The sequence below is a fragment of the Brevundimonas sp. FV1ye4L genome (assembly GCF_058681255.1).
The window spans coordinates 534,107-556,983 of the sequence record NZ_CM178734.1; the positions used below are offsets into that span (position 1 = coordinate 534,107).

Genomic DNA, 22,877 nt, shown 5'->3' on the forward strand with positions numbered 1-22,877 from the left:
GGCTTTTCGCGCCCAGTTTCTCGCCCGCCGAATGGACGGACTCGATATGACCCCGCGCTTCCTGAATTCTCACCGCAACGCCGTGTCGATCATGGCGTTGAGCCTTGCTCTGGCGGCGGGCGCTTGCGCGACGACGACCTCGCAATCGACGCCGATCAACTATGTGAAGCCGTCGGATACGATCGTCACCGACGCCAGCCGGGCTCATCCTGACCTGTGGCCACATGCCGCATCCCCCGCCGCCATGACGGACGCCGCCACCGAGGCCTTCGTCACCGAACTGATGGCGAAGATGACGCTGGAGGAGAAGGTCGGTCAGACCATTCAGGCAGACATCGCCTCCATCAAACCGGAAGACCTGCTGACCTATCCGCTGGGGTCGATCTTGGCTGGCGGCAACTCCTCTCCGGGCGGAGACGAGCGCGCCTCGGCCCAGAAGTGGGTCGAGCTGGCCCAGGCCTTCCGCGAGGCGGTGGCCCAGCGTCCGGGCGCCAAGATCCCGATGATCTATGGCATCGACGCCGTTCACGGGCACAATAACATCGTCGGCGCGACCATCTTTCCGCACAACAGCGGCCTGGGCGCCATGCGGGACCCCGATCTGATCCGGCGCATCGGCGCGGCGACGGCGCTGGAAGTCGCCGTGACCGGCGCGGACTGGACCTTCGGTCCGACCCTGGCTGTGCCGCAGGACGACCGTTGGGGTCGTGCTTATGAAGGGTATGGTGAAAACCCCGAGATCGCCCAGAGCTATGCAGGGCCGATGACCCTGGGCCTGCAAGGCTCGCTTTCCGCCGATCATCCGCTGACGCCGGGTCATATCGCCGGATCGGCCAAGCATTTCCTGGCCGATGGCGGGACGACCGGTGGTCATGACCAGGGCGATTTCGCCGGCTCGGAACAGGAGATGATCCGTACGCATCTGTCTGGCTATCCCCAGGCCATCGATGCAGGCGTCCTTTCCATCATGGCCAGCTTCTCCAGCTGGAACGGCGTCAAACACTCCGGCAATGAGACCATCCTGACCGACGTGCTCCGTGGGCCCCTGGGCTTTGACGGTTTTGTCGTGTCCGACTGGAACGCCCATGGCCAATTGCCGGGCTGTTCGAACGAAAGCTGCGCCCTGGCCTTTAATGCCGGGATCGATATGTTTATGGCGCCCGACAGTTGGAAGCCGCTCTATCAGAACACCCTGGCCCAGGTGCGGTCGGGCGAGATTCCAATGGCGCGACTGGATGAGGCGGTGCGCCGGATTCTGCGGGTCAAGGTCAAGACCGGCCTGTTCGTCGATAGCCGGCCGGTTGAGGGCCGACTGAACGAGCTGGGCTCCCCGGCACACCGCGCCATTGCGCGCGAGGCTGTGCGCAAGTCGCTGGTCCTGCTGAAGAACGAGGGGGCGGTCCTGCCGATCCGTTCGGGCGCGCGGGTCCTGGTCGCCGGCCACGCCGACGACATCGGCCAGGCTTCGGGCGGCTGGACCCTGACCTGGCAGGGGACGGGCAACACCAACGCCGACTTCCCCAACGGCCAGTCGATCTGGGGCGGCATTCAAGAGGCCGTCGCCGCGGGCGGTGGTCAGGCGACGCTCAGCCCTGACGGCGCCTTCACGCAAAAGCCTGATGTCGCCATCGTCGTCTTCGGCGAGACCCCCTATGCCGAGTTCCAGGGCGACGTCGATACGCTGGACTTCCTGCCCACCGAGCCGCTGGAGACGCTGAAGCGCCTCAAGGCTGCTGGGATTCCGACGGTGTCGGTCTTCCTGTCCGGCCGTCCGATGTGGACCAATCCTGAGATCAACGCCTCTGACGCCTTTGTCGCCGCCTGGCTGCCGGGTACGGAAGGCGGCGGCGTGGCTGACGTCCTGATCGGCGATGCTGCGGGCAAGCCTCGCACCGACTTCAATGGCAAGCTGTCGTTCAGCTGGCCCAAGAACGCCAAGGGCGAACCGCTGAACGTCGGGCAGCCGGGCTATGATCCCCAGTTCGCCTACGGTTACGGCCTCACTTATGCTCAGGGCGGGCGGGTCGGCGTCCTGTCCGAAGATAGCGGGGTTGCGGGCGAGATCGGCAGCATCGATCGCTATTTCGTCGATGGCCGTTTCGTTGCGCCCTGGTCGCTGATGCTGCGCGACGCAGGCGGTGAATTCCGCCTTGGAAACGAGAGCAGCGGCTCCAGCCCGCGCGGGGGCGTCAGTGTTCGGTCCGCCGACGGCGCAGCTCAGGAGTCGGCTCGCGCCCTGACGTTCGGCTCGGTCGGCGGCCATGCTTTGATTGCCGCAAAGCCGGTGGACCTGACCCGTCAGGCCAATGGAGAAATGGCTCTTGTCTTCCGTTATCGCGTTGATGCGCGTCCGTCGGGCCCTGTCATGCTGACCCTGGGCGAGGGCAGGGTGGATGTGACCGCCTTGTTCAATGCGGCGCCGCTCGGGCAATGGAATGTCTTGAAGGTCCGGCTTTCGTGCCTGCGCGACGCCGGGGCGAACCTGGCGGCTGTCGATCAACCCTGGGGGCTGAGTGCCTCTGGCGGCTTCGGCGTTACGGTCGAGGATGTTCGGCTGGGCTCCAACGAGGGCGACGCCATCTGCCCCGCAGGATGACCGTTATGGCGTAGGAGCCGCTAAAATTCTGAGGCCGAGACGGGTCGTGCGCCATGCACGGCCCGTTTTTTATTGTGATCGGGACAAAGAAAAACCCCGGCCTCGCTGGCGGCGAGACCGGGGCGGATCGTCAGGTGGAAGCCCGTATCAGCTCTTGGCGACGCGGGTCTTGTCCGAGGAGCTGCGCGCCAGCTCCCGGTTCAGCCACAGGGCGACAAGGGTCAGGACGGCGCCGGACAACAGATAGGCGCCGGCCGCGATCAAGCCGAACTGGCTGGAGATCCACAGGGCGACGAGGGGCGCGAAGCCCGCGCCGAACAGCCAGGCCAGGTCGGACGTCAGGGCCGAGGCAGTGTAGCGGTTGGCCAGGGAGAAGCTGGACGCCACCGGACCGGACGCCTGGCCGAACGACAGGCCCAGCAGGATGAAGCCGGAGATCATGAAGATCAGCTCGCCCATTGCGCCGCCGTTCAGCAGTTGAGGCGCGAAGCCCGAGAAGGCGGCGATACCCGCCGCCGTGGCGGCCAGAAGCGAACGACGACCGTAGCGGTCGGCCAGGACGCCAGAGGCGAGGATGGCCAGCAGGCCGAACACGGCGCCCACCATCTCGATCAGCAGGAAGCGCACCGGCGTTTCCTGGGTGAACAGAAAGACCCACGACAGCGGGAAGACGGTGACCATGTGGAACATGGCGAAGCTGGCCAACGGGGCGAAGGCGCCGATGGCGATGCGGGGACCTTCCGCCTTGATGGCGGTGTGAACCGGGGTCGGCTGCAGTTCGCGGGTCTCGAACATCTTCTGGAAGCTGGGCGTCACGACGATGCGCAGTCGCGCAAACAAGGCCACCACGTTGATGGCGAAGGCCACGAAGAAGGGATAGCGCCAGCCCCAGTCGAGGAAGTCGGCCGCCGACAGGGTGTTCAGGAAGAAGGCGAACAGGGCCGAGGCGACGATCAGGCCGATGGGCGCGCCCAACTGCGGGATCATCGCGTACCAGCCACGACGATTCTCCGGCGCGTTCAGGGCCAGCAGAGACGCCAGACCGTCCCAGGCGCCGCCTAGCGCCACGCCCTGGCCGATACGGAAGACGGCCAACAATACGGCGGCGGCGATGCCGATGGTTTCATAACCGGGCAGGAAGGCCACCGCGACGGTCGAGGTGCCTAGCAGGAACAAGGCGATGGTCAGTTTGGCACCACGCCCGAACTTCTGGTCGATCGCGATGAAGAGGGCCGTTCCCAGCGGACGCGCTAGGAAGGCGAGGGCGAAGACTGCGAACGACAGCAGGGTGCCCCCGATCGGGCCCGCGAACGGGAAGATCAGCTGCGGGAACACGACCACGGAGGCGATGGCGTACACGAAGAAGTCGAAGAACTCCGAGGTGCGGCCAATGATCACGCCGATGGCGATTTCACCGGGGTCCACCTTGCCGTGATCGTCGTGGAGGGCGGCAGCGTCGCGTTCCAGCGACTCTGACGAAGGGGTCGTCGAGGCGGACATGGGCTGGGATCGCTCCGTTTAAACTTAAGGAATTTGGGTATACGGCGGTAATGCGCATTATGACCGCGCGCCCTTTGCGATGAAAGTCGCCACATGAGGATAGGACAGATTGTCCAATGTCGCTCCTGACCGAAGCTGACTATCCGGCGCAGTTCGAACGCCAACCGTCGCGAGTCCTCCCCATGGCCCGACGTTTTCCGATTGGAGCTGCCTTGCGCCGTCTGCGCCTACTTATGCTCGTGCCCGTGGTGGCGCTGCTGTCGGCCTGCAACCTGGTCGTCTTGAAGCCCGCCGGCGACGTTGCCCAGCAGCAGGGCGACCTGCTCATGGTCTCGACCCTGCTCATGCTCCTGATCATCGTGCCGGTCATGGCGCTGATCGTCTATTTCGCCTGGAAGTACCGGGCGTCCAACACGGATGCGAAATACACCCCGGACTGGGACCACTCGACCCATCTGGAAGTGGTGATCTGGGCCGCGCCGCTGCTGATCATCATCTGTCTGGGCGCCCTGACCTGGGCCGGAACCCACCTGCTGGATCCCTATCGACCGATCGACCGGATCAAGCCGGGTCAGCCCGTCGCGGAGGGTGTCGAACCGCTGCAGGTCAATGTGGTCGCGCTCGACTGGAAATGGATGTTTATCTATCCGCAGTACGGCGTCGCCACGGTGAACGAGCTAGCCGCGCCGGTGGATCGTCCGATCCGCTTCCACATCACTTCGTCCTCGGTGATGAACAGCTTCTACATTCCCGCCCTGGCCGGCCAGATCTACGCCATGCCGGGCATGGAAACGAAGCTGCACGCCGTGATCAATCGTCCGGGCGAATACCAAGGACTGTCGGCCAACTATTCCGGCGACGGCTTCTCCAACATGCGGTTCAAGTTCCATGGCCTGGACCAGGCGGGCTTCGACGGTTGGATCGCCGGGGTTCGTCGCAGCGGCCAGCCGCTGGATCGCGAGCGCTACCTCGAGCTGGAAAAGCCCAGTGAGAAGGTTCCGGTGATGCGCTTCTCCACCGTCGACGGCGGTCTTTGGGACGCCATCCTCAACATGTGCGTTGAGCCGGGCAAGATGTGCATGGGCGAGATGATGGAGATCGACCGCAAGGGCGGTCTGACCATGGCCTCGATCCGCAACACCATGCCGCTGGTCTATGACAAGTACGCCGGTCGCGGGAAGAACGCCGCCATCTTCGGCTCGAACGAGAGCTATGTCATGACCATCTGCACGCCGCTTCAGGCTGAGGCTGCGGCCGCCGAGCGCATCCGCCGCGCCGAACTGGATGCGACCAGCGCCCCGGTCAGCATGGCGCCCCTGTCGGGCCTGGGCCTGGCCCAAGGTCTGCCGATGGCGTCTCTTTCCATAAACAAGCAATCGACGGGGCCGGTTTCGACCGACGTCCGTTCCTCCCCCAACGCTTGAGCGAACACAGTCGATGAACGCTGACACCCTCATTCCACTCATCTTCGGGCGGCTGACGCTCGAAGCCCTGCCGCTTCACGAGCCTATTCTGGTCGTGACCATGAGCGTCGTTCTTCTCGGCGGCTTGGCCCTGTTCGGCGCCCTGACCTATTTCAAGCTGTGGGGCTATCTCTGGAAAGAGTGGTTCACCACCGTGGACCACAAGAAGATCGGGATCATGTACATGATCCTGGGTCTGATCATGTTTGTGCGCGGGTTCGCCGATGCGATCATGATGCGCCTGCAGCAGGCCATGGCCTTCGGCGGGTCCGAGGGATACCTGAACGCCCACCACTATGATCAGGTCTTCACCGCCCACGGCGTGATCATGATCTTCTTCGTGGCCATGCCCATGGTCACGGGCATCATGAACTATGCCGTGCCGCTGCAGATCGGCGCGCGCGACGTGTCCTTCCCGTTCCTGAACAATTTCAGCTTCTGGATGACCACGGCCGGCGCCATCATCATCATGGCCTCGCTGTTCGTCGGTGAGTTCGCGCGCACCGGCTGGCTGGCCTATCCGCCGCTGTCGGGCATCGGCTACAGCCCGGGCGTCGGGGTCGACTATTATATCTGGGGACTGCAGATCGCGGGGGTCGGCACGACCCTGTCCGGGATCAACCTGATCGCGACCATCGTGAAGATGCGCGCGCCGGGCATGGGTATGATGAAGATGCCGATCTTCACCTGGACCTCGCTGTGCACCAACGTGCTGATCGTCGCGTCCTTCCCGGTACTGACCGCTGTCCTGGCCCTGCTGACGCTGGACCGGTACGTCGGCACCAACTTCTTCACGAACGACTTCGGCGGCAACCCGATGATGTACGTGAACCTGATCTGGATATGGGGTCACCCGGAAGTCTACATCCTGATCCTGCCGCTGTTCGGCGTCTTCTCCGAGATCGCCTCGACCTTCTCGGGCAAGAAGCTGTTCGGCTACACCTCCATGGTCTACGCCACGGTCGTCATTACGATCCTGTCGTACCTGGTGTGGCTGCACCACTTCTTCACCATGGGGTCGGGCGCTTCGGTGAACTCCTTCTTCGGCATCACGACGATGATCATCTCGATCCCGACGGGCGCCAAGATCTTCAACTGGCTGTTCACGATGTACCGTGGCCGTATCCGGTTCGAACTGCCGATGATGTGGCTGGTCGCCTTCATGCTGACCTTCGTCATCGGCGGCATGACCGGCGTGCTGCTGGCTGTTCCGCCTGCAGACTTCGTGCTGCACAACTCGCTGTTCCTGATCGCTCACTTCCACAATGTGATCATCGGCGGCGTGCTGTTCGGCCTGTTTGCAGCCATCAACTTTTGGTGGCCCAAGGCCTTCGGCTTCAAGCTGGACAAGTTCTGGGGGCTGGTCAGCTTCTGGTGCTGGGTTCCGGGCTTCTGGCTGGCGTTCACGCCGCTGTACGTCCTGGGTCTGATGGGCGTGACGCGTCGCATGCGGGTGTTCGATGATCCGTCGCTGCAGATCTGGTTCGTCATCGCCGCCATCGGCGCCGGCGTCATCGCCCTGGGCATCGCTGCCATGTTCATCCAGTTCGCGGTCTCGATCATCAACCGGGACAAGCTGCGCGACGTGACGGGCGACCCCTGGGGCGGCCGCACTCTGGAGTGGGCGACCTCTTCGCCCCCGCCGGCCTACAATTTCGCCTCCACGCCGGTCATCCACGACTCCGACGCCTGGTGGGATATGAAGAAGAAGGGCTATCAGCGTCCGCTGTCCGGCTACCGCGCGATCCACATGCCTTCGAACACAGGCACGGGCGTCATCCTGTCCGGTCTGTGCCTGGTGATGGGCCTGGCTTTGGTCTGGTACATCTGGTGGCTGGCGGTGCTTAGCTTCATCGGCGTGCTAGCGGTCTCGATCGCCCACACCTTCAACTACAAGCGCGACTACTACATCCCTGCGGATGAGGTTCGCGAGACCGAAGAGGCGCGTACCCGCGCCCTGGCCGGAACGGAGGCCTGATCCATGAGCGCGACCGCGACTGCGACTGAGATCGACCCGAACGTCTTCCATCTGGAAGAGGAGCCGCACCACGAGGAAGGCTCCAGCACGATGCTGGGCTTCTGGCTCTATCTGATGAGCGACTGTCTCATCTTTGCGATGCTGTTCGCCGTGTTCGGCGTCCTGGGCGGCAACTACGCCGCCGGGCCGGGTCCGAAAGAGCTGTTCGACCTAGAGCTGGTGGCGATCAACACCGCCATGCTGCTGTTCTCGTCGATCACCTATGGCTTCGCCATGCTGGCGATGGACCAGAACAAGAAGACCCAGACCCTGATCTGGCTGGCTGTCACCGGCCTGTTCGGTCTGGCCTTCCTGGGGATCGAACTCTACGAGTTCGCGCACCTGATCCATGAAGGCGCCACGCCGCAACGCAGCGCCTTCCTGTCGGCCTTCTTCACCCTGGTGGGCACCCACGGCCTGCACGTGACCTTCGGCATCATCTGGCTGGTGACGCTGATGGTTCAGGTCAGCTGGAAGGGTCTGATCCCCGCCAACAAGCGCCGCCTGATGTGCCTGTCGATGTTCTGGCACTTCCTTGACGTCATCTGGATCGGCGTCTTCACCTTCGTCTATCTGCTGGGCATGGTTCGATGAGCGCCGACAAGAACGACCACTCCCCGGAGTCGCATGACACCGACCATCTGGGCCACGAGACGCATAATCACGGCTCGTTCAGGAGCTATATGATCGGCTTCGTGCTGTCGGTGATCCTGACGGCCATCCCGTTCTGGCTGGTCATGACCGGCGTGCTGCCGACCCAGGCCACCGCCCTGATCGTCATGGCCTTCGCCGTGGTGCAGATCGTGGTTCACATGATCTATTTCCTGCACATGAACACGAAGTCCGAAGGCGGATGGACCATGTTGGCCCTGATCTTCACGATCATCGTCGTGGTCATCGCCCTGTCGGGTTCGCTGTGGGTCATGTACCACCTGAACACCAACATGATGCCCACACACGAAATGAGCGGGATGGGCTCCTAAGGGGCCGACCAGGGAGGTCGTGATCACAGGCGACAGCCATAACGCGCCGCGTCGACATCTGACCCTTGTCTGGGCCGGAGTCGGCGCGGCCTTGTTGTTTCTGAGCTTCGTCGCTCTGGGCGGCTGGCAGGTCCAGCGGTTGGCCTGGAAGACCGAACTGATCGCGCAGGTCGAGGCCCGCGTTCACGCCCCGCCCGTCGCGGCGCCCGGACCCGCGTTTTGGGCCGGCCTGTCTCGCGAAGACGACCAGTACCGGCGCGTTATGATGCGGGGTGTCTTCCAGCACGACCAAGAGGTCCTGGTTCAGGCTGTCACCGACTATGGCTCGGGCTTCTGGGTCATGACGCCGTTGTCTACCGATGAAGGCTTCACGGTTCTGGTGAACCGCGGATTCGTCTCGCCTGACCGTCGTTTGCCGGCCGAGCGCTCGTCTGGACAGTTGGGCGGCCTACAGACGGTGACCGGTCTGTTGAGAATCACCGAACCGGGAGGCGGCTTCCTGCGCACCAATGATTCGGCCGGGGACCGTTGGTATTCTCGTGACGTGGCGGCCATCGCCACGGCGCGAGGCTTGTCGAACGTGGCCCCCTATTTCATTGACGCTGACTCGACGCCCAATCCGGACGGCTGGCCGAAAGGCGGGCTGACGGTGGTGCGATTCCCGAACAGCCATCTGGTCTACGCCCTGACCTGGTTTGGCATGGCGCTGCTGACCCTGGTTGGATACGGCATCGTGGTGCGTGAAGTCCGTCGCCGGCGACGGCCCGAATGACCTCCACGCTTCAACGCCTGCTGGGTTTTGGCGCCTGGCGCGAGACGGCGGTGTCGCAGGAGGCGGCGAACCGGCGCAATCTTCGCCTTTTGGTCCAGTTGCGATGGCTGGCTGTCTTCGGCCAAGTCGCGACGATTCTGATCGTCCACTTTGGCCTGGGCATCCGGCTTCCGGTGCTGTGGCTTCTGATCGCGCCGGTCAGCCTGGCGCTGGTCAATCTGGTCAGCCTGCCCCTGACGCAGCGTCGGGATTCCATTTCAGACCATGAGCTGATGTTGGCCTTGCTGGCCGACGTAGCGGCCCTGACGGGGCAGCTGTTTCTGACCGGAGGCGCGACCAATCCCTTTGTCGGCCTCTATCTGCTTCAGGTCGTGCTGGGGGCGGTTCTGCTGCGGCCTTCGTACGCCTGGTCCCTGATCGCGATCACCAGCGTCTGCTTCGTCTGTCTTGGCGTGTTTCACCTGCCGCTCGATCTGCCGCCCTATCAGGAAGGCGGCGTGCTTAGCCTCTATATGGCGGGAGGCTTGATCTGCTTTTTGCTGATGGCTGTGCTGCTGGTGCTGTTCATGACCCGGATTAATGAAAATTTGCGCGCGCGCGATGCCTATGTGGCCGACGTGCGCCAGCAGGCGGCTGAGCAGGATCATATCGTCCGCATGGGGTTGCTGGCGTCAGGCGCCGCCCATGAACTGGGCACGCCATTGGCCTCACTGTCGGTGATCCTCAGCGACTGGCGGCGGATGCCGGTCCTGAAGGGCGACGTCGATCTGAGCCAGGACATGGATGTGATGCAGGCCGAGGTCGAGCGCTGCAAGGCGATCGTCACCGGCATTCTGATGTCAGCGGGCGAGGCGAGGGGGCAGGCGCCGTCTCACACCACCCTGGTCCGCTTCCTCGACGAAGTGGTCGAAGGCTGGACCACGCGCGATATCCGGGTCCGGGTGGATGTGACGCCGTGGACCGGACCTGACCCCCGGATCATCGCCGACCCGGCGTTGCGTCAGGTCTTCGGCGTCCTGTTCGACAATGCCGTTGAGGCCGGCGCGCGGCGGATCGTCGTTTCGCCCACTGTGAGCGAGGGAAGGCTGCAGGTGGCGGTGAGAGACAATGGCCCAGGTTTCCCTGCAACCGTTCTGGACCGGCTGGGCAAACCCTATAATTCGACCAAGGCCCGTCCCGGCGCCGGCTTGGGGCTGTTTCTGCTGGCCAATGTGATGCGATCACTGGGTGGGTCAGTCGAGGCTTGCAATCCGGCCGGAGGAGGCGGCGAGGTCAGGCTGACCCTGCCGATCGACGTGCTGGCGCCCGAGGAGATTGCAGATGACCGATGAAGCCCCTGTTCTTCTGATCGTCGAAGATGACGACTCCTTCTCCCGCACCCTGCGGAAGTCGTTCGAGCGACGAGGATATGTCGTGGTCAGCGCCGATGGGCCGGATCAGATGGCTGAGGTTCTCAAGATCCATCGGCCGGGATTCGCTGTCGTGGACCTCAAGCTGGGCGGGGCGTCAGGCCTGGGTTGCGTTTCCACGCTGCACACTTTCGATCCGGACATGAATATCGTCGTCCTGACCGGTTTCGCCAGCATTGCTACGGCGGTGGAGGCGATCAAGCTGGGCGCCCGTCACTACCTGGCCAAACCCTCCAGCACCGATGATATCGAAGCCGCCTTCGGCAAGGCTTCCGGCGATGCCGCCACGCCGCTGACTACGCGTCCCACCTCTATCAAAACGCTCGAGTGGGAGCGGATTCACGAGACCCTGGTTGAGACCGACTTCAATATCTCGGAAGCGGCGCGTCGGCTGGGAATGCACCGCCGGACCCTGGCGAGAAAGCTGGAGAAGCGACGGGTCACCTGACGCTGTGGCGGATTGGGCGTTAGCGGGGCGGCCGCTCGGCCCATTTCAGCAGGGGGATAAGGGGCAGCCCCCAGGCCGTACCGCCGATGCCGAAGAAGAGAAAATCGATCCAGGGCGAAGCCGGCAGCAGGCCGCGCAGGGCGATCAGTCCCCAGACCCAGAAAACCAGAAAGGCCAGGACGCCGATCGCGGCGACGAACCGACGCGCGCGGGGCGGCATCAGCGCTTGTTCCTGAACAGGAAGAAGGCGACCAGGCACACGGCGGACCCGACGAGCGCCCATGGCGTCCAAACCCAGCTGTCCATGGTGCTGACGGCGAAGACCCGCACCGCCAGGAACCAGCCGCAGGCCAAGCCGACGCCGGACACAAGAATGGTGCCGCCCAGCCCGCGCCGCCCAGTCAGCAGGTCGGCGATCCAGGCCAGCAGGATTCCGCCCAGAACGGCGGCGGCGATGTCGGCGTATTGCAACCCTGATCTCCCTCTCGGCCTGTACGCCGTCTCTCAATCCGACTCGATCTTGTGATCGTACCAAGGCATACCGCCACGGTCGCGTTTTGGTCACGGTCGGAGGCGACATCATATCCGGGTCAGTGTCGGGCGTCGAATGAACCGTTTCGGAAATCCAGATCGCAATCGCGCCGTCGCCGTGTGGCTGTTCGCCACTGCGGCCTTCGTCTTCCTCATGGTGGTGGTCGGCGGCATCACCCGCCTGACCGGTTCGGGCCTTTCCATCACTGAGTGGCAGCCGATCATGGGGGCGATTCCGCCGCTGAACGACGCCCAATGGGCTGAGGCCTTCGAGAAGTACAAGCAGATCCCGCAGTACGCCCAGGTCAACGCCGGTATGAGCCTGGGCGAGTTCCAGGGCATCTTCTGGTGGGAATGGCTGCACCGCCTGATCGGGCGGCTGATCGGACTGGTTTTCGCCCTGCCGCTGGCCTTCTTCCTGCTGTGCCGGATCGCGCCGCTGCGGTCCATTTTCCCTCAGTTCGCCCTGCCGGATCGCCTGATCTGGCGGTGTCTTCTGTTGTTGGCCTTGGGCGGCCTGCAGGGGCTGATCGGTTGGTGGATGGTTTCCAGCGGCCTGTCCGAGCGCGTCAGCGTCGCGCCCGAACGTCTGGCGACCCATCTGGGTCTGGCCTTCGTCCTGTTCGCCGCCCTTATTTGGACGGGGCTCGAAGCCTGGCACGGAGAGGACAGAGGGCGTCCGCCGTCGGGTTGGGCGCGAGGCGCCGGCTTCCTGCTGGGCTTGGTCTTCCTCCAATGCCTGCTCGGCGCGCTGGTCGCCGGAGGGCATGCTGGGTTGGTCTACACGGATTGGCCGCTGATGAATGGGGCCGTGCTGCCTCCGGCTGATTGGAGTCTGGGCGCTTCAGCTTTTTTGCACGACCAGGCGCTGACCCAGTTCAACCACCGGCTCGTCGCCTATGGGCTGCTGATCGCCGTCAGCATCTATGCCTTCCAGGCTTGGCGGTGGCGCGTGGCTGAGGGCATGGGGCTGGGCGCCTTTATCCTTGCGGCCGTGATCTGGCTTCAAGCCGTTTTGGGCATCATCACCCTTGTTCACGCCGTGCCGGTATGGCTGGGCGTGCTGCACCAGGCTGGGGCCGCCGTCGTCCTGGCTGTGGCGACGGCGAACCTGTGGCTGGTGCTACGGGCTCAGCCCCGGATCTTCATGTCCGGACCGAGGTCCATGGGCCTCTGATCGCCAGGGTCATGCCCGGGTACATGATGTTGACGAACAGCACCTCGCCGTCAGGCGAGAAGCATGCGCCCGCGAACTCGGAGTTGCCGGTGAAGACATTGCGGCCGATCGTATAGACCTTGCCCTCCGGCGTGACGCCCTTCAGGTGGTTGCGAACCTCGGTGGAATAGTTGTCCTCGCACAGGATCAGGTGACCCCACGGCGCGACGGTGATGTTGTCGGCCATGTTCATCGTCTTGACGTCCGTGCTTTCAACGAACAGCTGCAGCCGGTCGGTCGCGCCGTTCAGGCCAGGAACAAGTCGCATCACCTGACCGCGCCGGATCGGCCCGCCGGACGTTGCGGTGAAGTACATCTCATTGTCGCCCCACCAGACGCCTTCGCCGCGGGCGACCCAGGCTGCGCCGGCTGCGTGGCCGCGCTTGGCTAGGTCGCCGTTGGGGGATTCGACGTCCTCCATGTCTATCCACTCGATCTCGCGCCAGTCGCCGACAGCCCAGGTGCGGCTTTCCTGGTTGCGGGTGTCGGCCGCGGGCACGCCCTTCCAGGCCATGGCCTGGAGCTTGCCGCCTTCGACCAGCTTGCCCGGCGTCTTGGGAAGGAAGCGGTAGAACAGGCCGGAATTGTCGTCCTCGGTCAGATAGACGATGCCTGTGCGCGGATCGATGCAGACCGCCTCGTGATCGAACCGTCCCATGGCCTTTAGCGGCACGGGGTCGACGAGGCCGGTCGCCGTCGAGGGCACTTCGAACACCCAGCCGTGGCTCTTGGTCACGTCGGCGTCGGCAGGGGTCTCGAGCGTCTCCTCGCATGTCAGCCAGCTGCCCCAGGGCGTCGGGCCGCCGCAGCAGTTGGTCGAGGTGCCGGCCAGGGTCATATGCTGGCTGACCTTCTGCCGCGTCTTGAGGTCGTAGATGATTGTGGAGCAGCCGCCGGGCAGGGGGCGGCCGTCCTTGTAGGTGTCATAGGCCTTGGCCGCATCCAGCAGGCCGAGACGTTCTTCATGCAGGCCGCCGGGACCCAGATTGCGGTGCAGGCCGGATGAACCCTTCAGCTCGTGATTGACGACCAGGGCGACCCGCGAACCTTCCAACGGGAAACAGGCCATTCCGTCGGGTTGGCCCGGCACGAACAAGCCGTCATCCATGGTGTCGCCGCCTTGGACTATCACCTGGTAGGAAAAGCCTTCGGGCAGATCGAGCAGTCGGCTGGGATCACGGATCAGCGGGCCATAGCCGTGAACCTCATTGATGTAGGTCTCTTCACCTTCCGTCTGGGCGGCGGCGTGACGGGCCAGTCCTGCGAAGGCGAGGGCGGCGCTCGAGGCGATCAGGCCGCGACGGTGAAGGTTCATGGGAGGCTCCGGAAGTTTGTCTCCCGATGACTCCGATTGGCTATGGTTTGATGACAAAGGCCGTTATTTTGTAACGAGCAAGCGTACAAAGTTTCGGGTATTTTAATACCGTATACAAAATAACTTTATTAAACATGAGGTTGTCGGTGTCCTTGTGTCGTGCGGTGCGTTGACGCGCCTCATCCTCTCCTGTATCAGCGCGCCTTCATTCGGTTCCCTCGGGGGCCGGACCCGATTTTCGTCTCCAGGAACCCCCTCAATGCTGAAGAGCACCACGGCTTCGTTGAAGCCGGCCGAGGTCGAGAAGAAGTGGATCCACATCGACGCCGAAGGCGTCGTGGTGGGCCGCCTCGCGACCTTCATCGCCAACCGTCTGCGCGGCAAGCACCGCGGCGACTACACCCCGCACGTTGACTGCGGCGACTATGTCGTCGTCACCAACGTCGACAAGGTGGTGTTCACCGGCAAGAAGTCGACCGACAAGGTCTATTATCGCCACACCGGTCACCCGGGCGGCGTCAAGTCGACGACCCCGCAGAAGGTCCTGGGCGGCCGCTTCCCCGAGCGCGTGCTCGAGAAGGCCGTCGAGCGCATGCTGCCGAAGGAAAGCCCGCTGGCCCGCAAGCAGATGACGCACTTGCGCCTGTTCGCCGGCGGCGCGCACGATCACGAAGCCCAGCAACCGGAAACGATCGACTTCAAGTCGGCGTCGCCCAAGAACACCCGGAGCGTCTGAGCATGACCGACGTGACCAACACCGAAGCCGCCACCGGTTTCGACGCCCTGAAGGGCCTGAGCTCTTCGGTCGAGAACGACGCCCCCGTCTACGTCCAGAAGCTGGACGCCCAGGGCCGCGCCTATTCGACCGGCAAGCGCAAGAACGCGATCGCCCGCGTCTGGGTGAAGCCCGGCACCGGCAAGATCACCATCAACGGCAAGGACCAGGAGCAATACTTCGCTCGTCCCGTGCTGCGCATGATGATTGCCCAGCCGCTGACCGTCTCGGATCGCGCCACCCAGTATGACGTCGTCTGCACCGTCGAAGGTTCGGGCCTGTCCGGCCAGGCCGGCGCCATCCGCCACGGCCTGTCGCACGCCCTGACGCACTTCGAACCGGAACTGCGCAAGGTTCTGAAGCCGCACGGCTTCCTGACTCGCGACAGCCGCGTCGTCGAGCGTAAGAAGTACGGCCGCGCCAAGGCTCGCCGCAGCTTCCAGTTCTCGAAGCGCTAATCGCAGTTTCGCGATTTGGATTTGGGGCGCTTCGGGGAGACCCGGAGCGCCCTTTTTCTTGCCTCTCTCCTCTCGCATGTGAGGAGGGTCAGGAGCAGCCTATGACCCACACCATCTTCATCGACGGCGAAGCCGGCACCACGGGCCTCGAGATCCGCGAGCGGCTGGAGGCGCGTTCCGATCTGGAGCTGATCCTGCTGGGCGACCGTCGGCGCGATGTCGAGGCGCGGCGAGAGGCCTTGAACAGCGCCGACGCCGTGATTTTGTGCCTGCCCGATGATGCGGCGCGCGAGGCGGTGGCCATGGTGGAGAACCCGTCGGTCAAGGTGATCGACGCCTCGACTGCCTTTCGGGTCGCGCCGGGCTGGGCCTATGGCTTTCCCGAAATGGATGCAGGCCAGCGCGATCTGATCGCGCGGTCACAGTTCGTATCCAACCCCGGCTGCTATCCTACCGGCTTCATCGGCCTGATGCGGCCGCTGGTGAAGGCGGGCCTGGTTCCTGCCGGCCATCCGGTCACGGTCAATGCGGTCTCGGGCTATTCCGGCGGCGGCAAGGCCATGATCGCCGAGTTCGAGGCTGAAGGCGCATCGACCGCATATCGCGCCTATGGTCTGGCGTTGAGGCACAAGCACGTGCCGGAAATGACGAAACACACGGGGCTGAGCCGCGAGGTGCTGTTCGCCCCGGCGGTCGGGAATTACCGCCAGGGTATGCTGGTCGAGATTCCGCTGCACCTTGCCGCCCTGCCGGAGACCCCTTCGGTCGAGCGGATTCACGGCGCCCTGGTCGAGGCCTATGACGGTCAGAGGTTCGTCGAGGTGGTTGATCTGGACGAGACCGAGGCGATGACGGGACTGGAGCCCGAAGGGCTGAACGGGACAAACCGCCTGCGTCTGCACGTCTTCGGCGACCGATCCGGCGAGCTGGTGCGGCTGGTCGCCCTGTTGGATAACCTGGGCAAGGGCGCGTCCGGCGCTGCGGTGCAGAACCTCAACATCATGCTGGGACTGGATGAGGGCGTGGGTCTGAACTGATGGCGTGAAGGGCGAGAAACCTTTTCGCGCGCGCCGTCGTACTGGGAGTCATGACCCAGTCCCTGATCTTTAACCGCCGGGGCCTTCTAAGGGGCGCCGGCGCGTTCGCCCTGTCCGCCTGTTCTCCCGAGCCTGTCGAAGCCGGGGAGAGTCAGTATGCTGCGTCTCCCTATCGCCGTATATCAGAAGCGGAGTGGCGGCGGCGGTTGGGCGACGCGGCCTGGACCGTCATGCGTCGTGAGGGGACGGAGCGTCCGTACACCAGTCCGCTGAACAACGAACACCGACGGGGAACCTTCGTCTGCAAGGGGTGTGACCTGCCGCTGTTCCGTTCTAGCTGGAAGTTCGATTCCCACACCGGCTGGCCCAGCTTCTATCAAGTCATTGCCGATAACATTGGCCGCAAGCGCGATTTCGCCATCGGCATTCCCCGCACGGAATACCATTGCGCCCGCTGCTTGGGGCACCAGGGGCATGTGTTTAACGACGGGCCGAGGCCCACGGGCCTGCGCTACTGCAACAATGGCGTCGCCTTGAAGTTCGTGCCGGCTTAGCGCCGGTTGGCGCGGATGGCGGAGTCGACCGTCACGCCGAACCAGACCGCCGCGATGATGATCAGCAGGCCGTAGTCATGGCCGGGCAGAAAGACCGGGGCGACCGCCGCCGCAATGAGTAGCAGGGGAAACAGACCGGCCCAGACGGCGGTCGATGGCGTTGCTGTGTTTATCATCGTCCGCGGCTCAGGCCGGTTCATCACTCGGGCCATCCAGCCGTTCAGGGCGACGAACAGAACCGTACAGACCACGGCGCTGATCACATATTTCGCCGTATTGCCCGGCTCGCCGAAGAGGGCCGCCGTCATGACCAAAAGCACCAGCGCGACGCCCGTGCTGACAGCCAGCAGAAGATTGGGTTCAATACGGTTCAAGACTTCACTTTCACATAGACACCCGGCGCCGGCGCCAGGGGAGGGAGCGGTCCCTTAGCAGGGTCTCGCGCGGGAATCCTGTCGCCCGACCGTGCGTGCAGCCAGTCGGCCCAGTGCTCCCACCAACTGCCGGGATGTTCGGCCGCGCCGGCCTGCCATTCGGTCAGGGTTCCTGGCAAAGCGGCGTTGGTCCAGTGCTGGTATTTCTTCGCCGCCGGGGCGTTGACGACGCCGGCGATATGACCCGACCCCGCCAGGGTGAAGGTGACGTCCTTGCTGCCGAACAGCCGCGCCGAGCGATAGACGGAGTTCATCGGCGCGATGTGATCCTCGCGGCTGGCTTGGAAATAGAGCGGGATCTTTACCTTGGACAGGTCCGCCGTCAGGCCGCCGATCTTGAATACGCCGCGCGCCAGCGCGTTGGCGCCGTACATCTGGCGCAAATAGGCCAGGTGCAGGGTCTTGGGCATTCGGGTCTGGTCGGCGTTCCAGAACAGCAGGTCGAAGGCGGGCGGATCCTTGCCCAGCAGATAGTTGCTGATGAAGAAGGACCAGATCAGGTCGTTCGAGCGCAGGGCGTTGAAGGTCTCGGCCATGGCGGCGCCGGGCAGAACCCCGCCGGCCGCGTCCATCTGGCGTTCGATCTCGGCGATCCAGTGCTCGTCGGTGAAGAGCAGCAGGTCGCCGGCTTCGGCGAAGTCGTGCTGGGCGGCGAAGAAGGCGGCTGCTGAGACACGCGTATCGCGCGTGGCCGCCATATGGGCGAGGCCGGCGCCGAGCAGGGTGCCGCCGATGCAATAGCCGACGGCGTTCAACTGGGCCGCGCCTGTCTGTTCCAGCGTCTTTTCGACGGCGCGATAGACGCCCTTTTCCAGATAGTCGTCGAAGCCGAAACCGGCCTTGTCCAGATCCGGATTGACCCAGGAACAGACGAAGACGGTGAAGCCCTGAGCCGACAGCCAGCGGATCAGCGAATTGGTCGGTTGAAGGTCCAGGATGTAGAATTTGTTGATCCAGGGCGGGAAGATCAGCAGCGGAATCTCGTGCTGGGTCTCGGTCGTCGGGGCGTACTGGATCAGCTCGAACAGTTCGTCGCGCCAGACGACCTGGCCCGGAGCCGTGGCGATGTTTTCGCCGACGACGAACTTGCCATAGTCGGCCTGGCTGATGCGCAGCGAACCTTGCCCGCGTTCCAGGTCGGCGGCGAAGTTCTGCATTCCCTTCACAAGGGATTCGCCGCTGGTTTCCGCCAGGGCCTTCAGCGCAACCGGGTTGGAAGCCAGGAAGTTGGACGGCGAGAAGGCGTCGGTCAGCAGACGAGTGAAGAACTGAGCACGGCGCTTGACCGCCGGATCGACGTCCTCGACCCCCGCGATCAGCCCGTTCATCCAGTCCGAGGTCAGCAGATAGGACCGTCGCATCATGTCGAACATTGGATTGTCCGACCATGCGGGGTCTTTGAACCGTTTATCGGCGGGGGCGTCGGGCAGGGGTTCGCCGGCCGCCTGGCGGACCGTGCCGGTCCAAAGGTCCATGTATCGGCTGAACAGGTCCGCCTGGGCCTGGAACAGCTTCTCGGGCCGGGAGGCCAGACTGCTCATGACCGAGGTCATCGCGGGGGCCACGTTGAATGGATCGGGCGATAGAGCCGCGGGACGGTCAGCTTGCGCCAAGGCGGCCTCGGCGAGCGCGCCCTGAGCCATCATGGCGGCCTTGGCCAGGTTCATGGACAAGGTTTCGAGCAACTGGGCTTGTTCGGCTCCTGGGAAGGCGGCGGCGGGCTCGGCGGCTTTTTCCGCAACCGCCTCTTCGGTGTGCGCGGGGGGCGATTCGGTTGAAGACGCTTGCGGGTGGGGCGACGTCTTCGCACGAGGTGGGCGTGGCTTTGCGGATGTGGGGCGGCCGGGCTTACGCGGAGTTTTGACTGCGGGAGCATCGAACGACGTTGTCGGCTCGGGCTTGCCGGCTGGGACGGGGTTGGCCTTTGGGGATTTGGCTATCGCGGGCGACTCACCGGAGGCCTCGGCCTTCGGACCCTTCTTCTTCGGAGCTTGGGCCATGGATTTCCTTCGCGTTCCTGAATGCGGAGGCCCGGTTCGACGCCTCGCCCTTCCGCACGGGGCGATGATGGCATAAGACCGACCCCGACATGAACGCGCACTTTCGAAAAAGGACGAAGCTGAAGGCTTTGTCGCTGTGTTTGGCGGCGCTGCCGGCGTTGCTGGGGGCCTGCGCGCCTGCGTTCGCGCCAAAAACTGATCCGTCATCCCCCATTGCGCCGCGCGTCCAGGCTCTGGTCGACGCCAATCGTCATTATCCTAGCTGGGAGAATTTCCCTGCCGCCCCGGCGGACTTGCCTGGAGCCACCCAAGTCGCTTCCAATGTGAGGAGGCTGGAGGGGCAGGGAGGAGCTTTGGAAGCCGAGGTCTCACGGATCGACTGGACGCTGAAGGACGCGGAAACATTGGCCGCAGAGACCCGTGCCCAGGTTGACGCCGTTCCCGTCTCGCCTGATTCCGCTCGCACCCAGGCCGAGATCGACGCCTTCGCCCAGAGCCTGCGCGACCGCGCCAAGGCCCCGCCTCCGGTCGATCGGCGCCCGGTTGAATGAGACTGTCGCCGGGGATCGAGAATCCCCGGATGATGCGCCGATGGCGGACGACGGCGGCTTCAAGATCGACAGCGCATTTTTGGGGGTCACTCAGTCCCTGTCCGGCCGCGTCTGGCGTCAGAGACCGGCCGAAGCCGCGACCATACGCGCTCATATGCAAGGTCTGGGGCTGGACGAGCCGCTGGCGCGCGCCTTGGCTTCGCGGGGGGTGCGCGCCGACCAGGGCGCCGATTTCCTGACGCCCACCCTGCGCGCTCTGTTCCCGGATCCGTCCAGCTTCATGGATATGGATGCGGCGGCGGACGCAATCCTCGACGCCTTCCAGGCCAGCGCCAGGGTCCATGTGTTCGCTGACTATGATGTAGACGGCGCCGCCAGCGCCGCCCTGCTGGTGCGTTGGTTCCGCGCCATGGGGGCGGATCTGCCCATCTATGTCCCCGACCGGCTGACCGAGGGCTATGGCCCCAGCGCCAAGGCCTTCGACAGTTTGAAAGCGGCAGGCGCCGATCTGGTGGTTACGGTCGATTGCGGCGCAGCGGCGAACGAGGCTCTGGCCCATGCGGCGGCCATCGACCTGAAGGTCGTCGTCATCGACCACCATCTGATGCGCAGCGAACCGCCCAAGGCGTTGGCGGTGGTCAACCCGAATCGGCCCGGCTGCAACTCGGGGCAGGGCAATCTGGCGGCCGCGGGCGTGGTCTTCGTGTTGCTGGCGGCGCTGAATCGCGAGGCCCGACGGCGCGGCCTGTTCGTCGAGCGGCCAGAACCCGACCTTCGCCAATGGTTGGATCTGGCGGCCCTGGGCGCCATCTGCGACGTGACGGCCTTGACCGGGTTCAATCGCGCCCTGACAGGGCTGGGCCTGAAGGTCATGAGCGACTGGAAGAACCCCGGCCTGCGCGCTCTGCTCGCTGCAGCCGGCGCCGAGGAAGGCCCGGCCAAGAGCAACCATGCGGGCTTCATCCTGGGGCCGCGCATCAATGCCGGCGGACGCATTGGTCGGTCCGATCTGGGCGCGCGCCTGCTGTCGACCGATGACCCAACAGAGGCGCAGGTCCTCGCACTCGAATTGGACGCCCTGAACCTTTCGCGCCGCGAGGTCGAGCGCGCCGTCACAGAGACTGCTGTCCGTCGGGTCGAGGCGACCGGCGCCCACGCTGACGATACGGCCCTGGTCGTGGTGGCGGGCGAAGATTGGCACCCCGGCGTGGTCGGCATCGTCGCCGGTCGTCTGCGCGAACGTTGGCGCAAGCCTGTGATCGTCGTCGGTATCGATCCGGTGACTGGACTAGGCAAGGGCTCCGGCCGGTCGCAGCCCGGCATGAACCTGGGGCGTGCAATTCAGGCGGCGTGGGAAGAGGGAATCCTGCTGGCCGGCGGAGGTCATGCCATGGCGGCCGGCCTGACGATGGACAGCGCGCGACTTGCTGAGCTGACCAAGTTCCTGAATGCAAGGCTGGCCGACGAAAGAGTCGAGTCCGTGGCGATGGATGCGCTGGACATCGACGCTCTTATCGATCCAGGCGCGGCGACGCGCGCCCTGTTCGAGTCGTTCGAACAACTGGCCCCTTTCGGTCCCGCCAATCCCGAGCCCGTCTTCGCCTTGAGCGGGGTGCAGGCGCGCGAACCGGTGCAGATGAATGGCGGTCACGTCCGCTGCCGGTTGGTCGGACCGGACGGCGCCTCCGTGCGCGCCATCGCCTGGCGCTGCGCCGATCTGCCGACTGGAGAGGCCCTGTTGAGCGGGCAGGGCGGCTTGAACGTCGTGGGTCGTCTGAAGGCGGACGACTGGAACGGTCGTCGCGGCGTGCAGTTCGAGATCGAGGACGTCGCCGATCCCCGCAGGGTTTGAACGGCGCCGCAGCGGATTAGGCGGTCGCAAAAAACTCGAAATCCACGCTTGCACCCGTCCGAGGGCGCGGCTATATCGCCGGCTCTCCCGCGCAGCGGTCCCTTCGTCTATCGGTTAGGACGTCAGGTTTTCAACCTGAAAAGAGGGGTTCGACTCCCCTAGGGACTGCCACGCGGGATGATGAGCGGCCGAGCCGAAAGGCCGCCTGCACTGCCCCTGATATCCATTCTTATGTTGCCGTGCACCGATCAGCGTCAGTAGTGGCGTTGACGCGACACAACTGCAACGTTTCTGCTGAGGGGCGCAACTTTCTACACCCTTTTCCGGATTTTGGCCTTTCCAAAGATTCACGGAACAGTGTTAAACGTAACCTGTTGTCCGTTAGAGGAGCGGACGGGGGTGTAAACTTGTCTGATTTCGATGGGATGGAAACGGCGGAGACCGTTCGTGTCGTCGGTCGCGTGAAATGGTTTGATCCGGCGAAGGGCTATGGCTTCATCGTTCCGGACGATCCGACGCTGACTGAACTGCGTGACGTTCTCCTGCACATTAGCAGTCTGCGTGATACCGGCCGTGATACGGCTGATGAAGGCGCGCCGATAACCTGTGCTTGCGTGAAACGCGCCAAGGGTTGGCAGGCGGTCGAGATACATGAGCTTGGCGCGGGCGAGGCGAGCGTCATCACCCGTCGACCGGCGCCGGTGTCCGAACCTCATATCGTTTCTCCTGAAGCCGATGGCGCGCTCGAGCCCGCTATGGTGAAGTGGTTCAATCGAACCAAGGGCTACGGATTCGTCGTGCGCGACCGCGAGCCCGGCGATATCTTCGTCCATATCGAAACCCTGCGTCGCTGTGGCCTTGACGATCTCGTGCCGGGCGATGTTGTTCAGGTGCGGTTCGCTAGCGGTCCCAAGGGCCTGGTGGTCGCCGAAATCAGACCGGGCGGTTGATCATTCGCCCAGAGGA

At 64.2% G+C, this 22,877-nt stretch carries 22 protein-coding genes and 1 tRNA gene; 17 read left to right on the top strand and 6 right to left on the bottom strand.

The window, feature by feature from the left end:
* Positions 1-46 precede the first annotated feature (46 nt).
* Positions 47-2,596 (top strand): glycoside hydrolase family 3 protein, encoded by a 2,550-nt coding sequence (locus ACW17X_RS02550; RefSeq protein WP_492099520.1) that lies wholly within the window; start codon positions 47-49, stop codon positions 2,594-2,596.
* A 147-nt stretch (positions 2,597-2,743) separates the two neighbouring features.
* On the opposite strand, the gene ACW17X_RS02555 is transcribed toward ACW17X_RS02550, so the two are convergent.
* Positions 2,744-4,096, bottom strand: coding sequence for an MFS transporter (locus ACW17X_RS02555; protein ID WP_492099521.1), 1,353 nt, complete (start codon positions 4,094-4,096; stop codon positions 2,744-2,746).
* 212 nt (positions 4,097-4,308) lie between these two features.
* On the opposite strand from ACW17X_RS02555, the gene cyoA reads away from it, so the two are divergent.
* The 7 genes from cyoA (at position 4,309) to ACW17X_RS02590 (ending at position 11,188) form a co-directional block, all read left to right on the top strand.
* Positions 4,309-5,520 (top strand): ubiquinol oxidase subunit II, encoded by a 1,212-nt coding sequence (gene cyoA, locus ACW17X_RS02560; RefSeq protein WP_492099522.1) that lies wholly within the window; start codon positions 4,309-4,311, stop codon positions 5,518-5,520.
* Between the two features lie 13 nt (positions 5,521-5,533).
* Positions 5,534-7,537 (top strand): cytochrome o ubiquinol oxidase subunit I, encoded by a 2,004-nt coding sequence (cyoB, locus tag ACW17X_RS02565; protein ID WP_492099523.1) that lies wholly within the window; start codon positions 5,534-5,536, stop codon positions 7,535-7,537.
* 3 nt (positions 7,538-7,540) lie between these two features.
* Positions 7,541-8,170: a cytochrome o ubiquinol oxidase subunit III gene (gene cyoC / locus ACW17X_RS02570; protein ID WP_492099524.1), complete on the top strand. Its 630-nt coding sequence runs from the start codon at positions 7,541-7,543 to the stop codon at positions 8,168-8,170.
* The gene (gene cyoD / locus ACW17X_RS02575) at positions 8,167-8,559 is read left to right on the top strand and encodes a cytochrome o ubiquinol oxidase subunit IV (protein ID WP_492099525.1); all 393 of its coding nucleotides are present in this window, start codon (positions 8,167-8,169) and stop codon (positions 8,557-8,559) included. The genes cyoC and cyoD overlap by 4 nt, the downstream gene beginning before the upstream one ends.
* Before the next feature lie 91 nt (positions 8,560-8,650).
* Complete coding sequence (locus ACW17X_RS02580; RefSeq protein ID WP_492099526.1) at positions 8,651-9,331, top strand: SURF1 family protein; 681 nt, start codon at positions 8,651-8,653, stop codon at positions 9,329-9,331.
* Positions 9,328-10,662, top strand: coding sequence for an ATP-binding protein (locus tag ACW17X_RS02585; protein WP_492099527.1), 1,335 nt, complete (start codon positions 9,328-9,330; stop codon positions 10,660-10,662). Before ACW17X_RS02580 ends, ACW17X_RS02585 begins: the two co-directional genes overlap by 4 nt.
* Positions 10,652-11,188: a response regulator transcription factor gene (locus ACW17X_RS02590; RefSeq protein WP_492099528.1), complete on the top strand. Its 537-nt coding sequence runs from the start codon at positions 10,652-10,654 to the stop codon at positions 11,186-11,188. Before ACW17X_RS02585 ends, ACW17X_RS02590 begins: the two co-directional genes overlap by 11 nt.
* A 19-nt stretch (positions 11,189-11,207) precedes the next feature.
* On the opposite strand, the gene ACW17X_RS02595 is transcribed toward ACW17X_RS02590, so the two are convergent.
* Both ACW17X_RS02595 and ACW17X_RS02600 read right to left on the bottom strand, forming a co-directional pair.
* Positions 11,208-11,408, bottom strand: a complete 201-nt coding sequence (locus ACW17X_RS02595; RefSeq protein ID WP_492087064.1) for a DUF2842 domain-containing protein — start codon at positions 11,406-11,408, stop codon at positions 11,208-11,210.
* Positions 11,408-11,659 (bottom strand): transglycosylase, encoded by a 252-nt coding sequence (locus ACW17X_RS02600; RefSeq protein WP_492099529.1) that lies wholly within the window; start codon positions 11,657-11,659, stop codon positions 11,408-11,410. Before ACW17X_RS02600 ends, ACW17X_RS02595 begins: the two co-directional genes overlap by 1 nt.
* Positions 11,660-11,795: 136 nt before the next feature.
* Here ACW17X_RS02600 and ACW17X_RS02605 point away from each other — a divergent pair, with 136 nt between their 5' ends.
* The gene (locus tag ACW17X_RS02605) at positions 11,796-12,896 is read left to right on the top strand and encodes a COX15/CtaA family protein (RefSeq protein ID WP_492099530.1); all 1,101 of its coding nucleotides are present in this window, start codon (positions 11,796-11,798) and stop codon (positions 12,894-12,896) included.
* Here the strand turns inward: ACW17X_RS02605 and ACW17X_RS02610 are convergent.
* The gene (locus tag ACW17X_RS02610; protein WP_492099531.1) at positions 12,865-14,250 is read right to left on the bottom strand and encodes an alkaline phosphatase PhoX; all 1,386 of its coding nucleotides are present in this window, start codon (positions 14,248-14,250) and stop codon (positions 12,865-12,867) included. The genes ACW17X_RS02605 and ACW17X_RS02610 overlap by 32 nt on opposite strands.
* Before the next feature lie 262 nt (positions 14,251-14,512).
* Here ACW17X_RS02610 and rplM point away from each other — a divergent pair, with 262 nt between their 5' ends.
* The 4 genes from rplM to msrB all read left to right on the top strand — a co-directional run bounded on the left by rplM (position 14,513) and on the right by msrB (position 17,074).
* Positions 14,513-14,986: a 50S ribosomal protein L13 gene (gene rplM, locus ACW17X_RS02615; protein WP_492089183.1), complete on the top strand. Its 474-nt coding sequence runs from the start codon at positions 14,513-14,515 to the stop codon at positions 14,984-14,986.
* 2 nt (positions 14,987-14,988) lie between these two features.
* Complete coding sequence (gene rpsI / locus ACW17X_RS02620) at positions 14,989-15,483, top strand: 30S ribosomal protein S9 (RefSeq protein WP_008260755.1); 495 nt, start codon at positions 14,989-14,991, stop codon at positions 15,481-15,483.
* A 101-nt stretch (positions 15,484-15,584) separates the two neighbouring features.
* The gene (gene argC, locus ACW17X_RS02625) at positions 15,585-16,520 is read left to right on the top strand and encodes an N-acetyl-gamma-glutamyl-phosphate reductase (RefSeq protein WP_492099532.1); all 936 of its coding nucleotides are present in this window, start codon (positions 15,585-15,587) and stop codon (positions 16,518-16,520) included.
* A gap of 50 nt (positions 16,521-16,570) precedes the next feature.
* Positions 16,571-17,074: a peptide-methionine (R)-S-oxide reductase MsrB gene (gene msrB, locus ACW17X_RS02630; protein ID WP_492099533.1), complete on the top strand. Its 504-nt coding sequence runs from the start codon at positions 16,571-16,573 to the stop codon at positions 17,072-17,074.
* Here msrB and ACW17X_RS02635 read toward each other — a convergent pair.
* Entirely contained in the window at positions 17,071-17,448 is a 378-nt protein-coding gene (locus ACW17X_RS02635; protein WP_492099534.1) for a hypothetical protein, read from the bottom strand. The two genes, msrB and ACW17X_RS02635, sit on opposite strands and share 4 nt — an antisense overlap.
* Entirely contained in the window at positions 17,445-19,175 is a 1,731-nt protein-coding gene (phaC, locus tag ACW17X_RS02640) for a class I poly(R)-hydroxyalkanoic acid synthase (RefSeq protein ID WP_492099535.1), read from the bottom strand. Before phaC ends, ACW17X_RS02635 begins: the two co-directional genes overlap by 4 nt.
* Positions 19,176-19,597: 422 nt before the next feature.
* Here phaC and ACW17X_RS02645 point away from each other — a divergent pair, with 422 nt between their 5' ends.
* The 4 genes from ACW17X_RS02645 to ACW17X_RS02660 all read left to right on the top strand — a co-directional run bounded on the left by ACW17X_RS02645 (position 19,598) and on the right by ACW17X_RS02660 (position 22,861).
* Positions 19,598-20,059, top strand: coding sequence for a hypothetical protein (locus ACW17X_RS02645; protein WP_492099536.1), 462 nt, complete (start codon positions 19,598-19,600; stop codon positions 20,057-20,059).
* A gap of 40 nt (positions 20,060-20,099) precedes the next feature.
* Positions 20,100-21,911, top strand: a complete 1,812-nt coding sequence (recJ, locus tag ACW17X_RS02650; RefSeq protein ID WP_492099537.1) for a single-stranded-DNA-specific exonuclease RecJ — start codon at positions 20,100-20,102, stop codon at positions 21,909-21,911.
* A 96-nt stretch (positions 21,912-22,007) separates the two neighbouring features.
* Positions 22,008-22,082, top strand: a tRNA-Glu gene (locus ACW17X_RS02655).
* 254 nt (positions 22,083-22,336) lie between these two features.
* A complete protein-coding gene (locus ACW17X_RS02660) occupies positions 22,337-22,861 on the top strand; it encodes a cold-shock protein (RefSeq protein ID WP_492100428.1) in 525 nt (174 codons plus the stop codon).
* The last annotated feature ends 16 nt before the right edge of the window (positions 22,862-22,877 follow it).

Bases quoted from the DNA above. Each gene is read 5' to 3' on its own strand.
- ACW17X_RS02550 (WP_492099520.1), top strand. From the start codon at position 47: ATGACCCCGCGCTTCCTGAATTCTCACCGCAACGCCGTGTCGATCATG.
- ACW17X_RS02555 (WP_492099521.1), bottom strand. From the start codon at position 4,096: ATGTCCGCCTCGACGACCCCTTCGTCAGAGTCGCTGGAACGCGACGCT.
- cyoB (WP_492099523.1), top strand. From the start codon at position 5,534: ATGAACGCTGACACCCTCATTCCACTCATCTTCGGGCGGCTGACGCTC.
- cyoC (WP_492099524.1), top strand. From the start codon at position 7,541: ATGAGCGCGACCGCGACTGCGACTGAGATCGACCCGAACGTCTTCCAT.
- cyoD (WP_492099525.1), top strand. From the start codon at position 8,167: ATGAGCGCCGACAAGAACGACCACTCCCCGGAGTCGCATGACACCGAC.
- ACW17X_RS02585 (WP_492099527.1), top strand. From the start codon at position 9,328: ATGACCTCCACGCTTCAACGCCTGCTGGGTTTTGGCGCCTGGCGCGAG.
- ACW17X_RS02590 (WP_492099528.1), top strand. From the start codon at position 10,652: ATGACCGATGAAGCCCCTGTTCTTCTGATCGTCGAAGATGACGACTCC.
- ACW17X_RS02595 (WP_492087064.1), bottom strand. From the start codon at position 11,408: ATGCCGCCCCGCGCGCGTCGGTTCGTCGCCGCGATCGGCGTCCTGGCC.
- ACW17X_RS02605 (WP_492099530.1), top strand. From the start codon at position 11,796: ATGAACCGTTTCGGAAATCCAGATCGCAATCGCGCCGTCGCCGTGTGG.
- ACW17X_RS02610 (WP_492099531.1), bottom strand. From the start codon at position 14,250: ATGAACCTTCACCGTCGCGGCCTGATCGCCTCGAGCGCCGCCCTCGCC.
- rpsI (WP_008260755.1), top strand. From the start codon at position 14,989: ATGACCGACGTGACCAACACCGAAGCCGCCACCGGTTTCGACGCCCTG.
- argC (WP_492099532.1), top strand. From the start codon at position 15,585: ATGACCCACACCATCTTCATCGACGGCGAAGCCGGCACCACGGGCCTC.
- msrB (WP_492099533.1), top strand. From the start codon at position 16,571: ATGACCCAGTCCCTGATCTTTAACCGCCGGGGCCTTCTAAGGGGCGCC.
- phaC (WP_492099535.1), bottom strand. From the start codon at position 19,175: ATGAACCTGGCCAAGGCCGCCATGATGGCTCAGGGCGCGCTCGCCGAG.
- ACW17X_RS02645 (WP_492099536.1), top strand. From the start codon at position 19,598: ATGAACGCGCACTTTCGAAAAAGGACGAAGCTGAAGGCTTTGTCGCTG.
- recJ (WP_492099537.1), top strand. From the start codon at position 20,100: ATGGCGGACGACGGCGGCTTCAAGATCGACAGCGCATTTTTGGGGGTC.
- ACW17X_RS02660 (WP_492100428.1), top strand. From the start codon at position 22,337: ATGGAAACGGCGGAGACCGTTCGTGTCGTCGGTCGCGTGAAATGGTTT.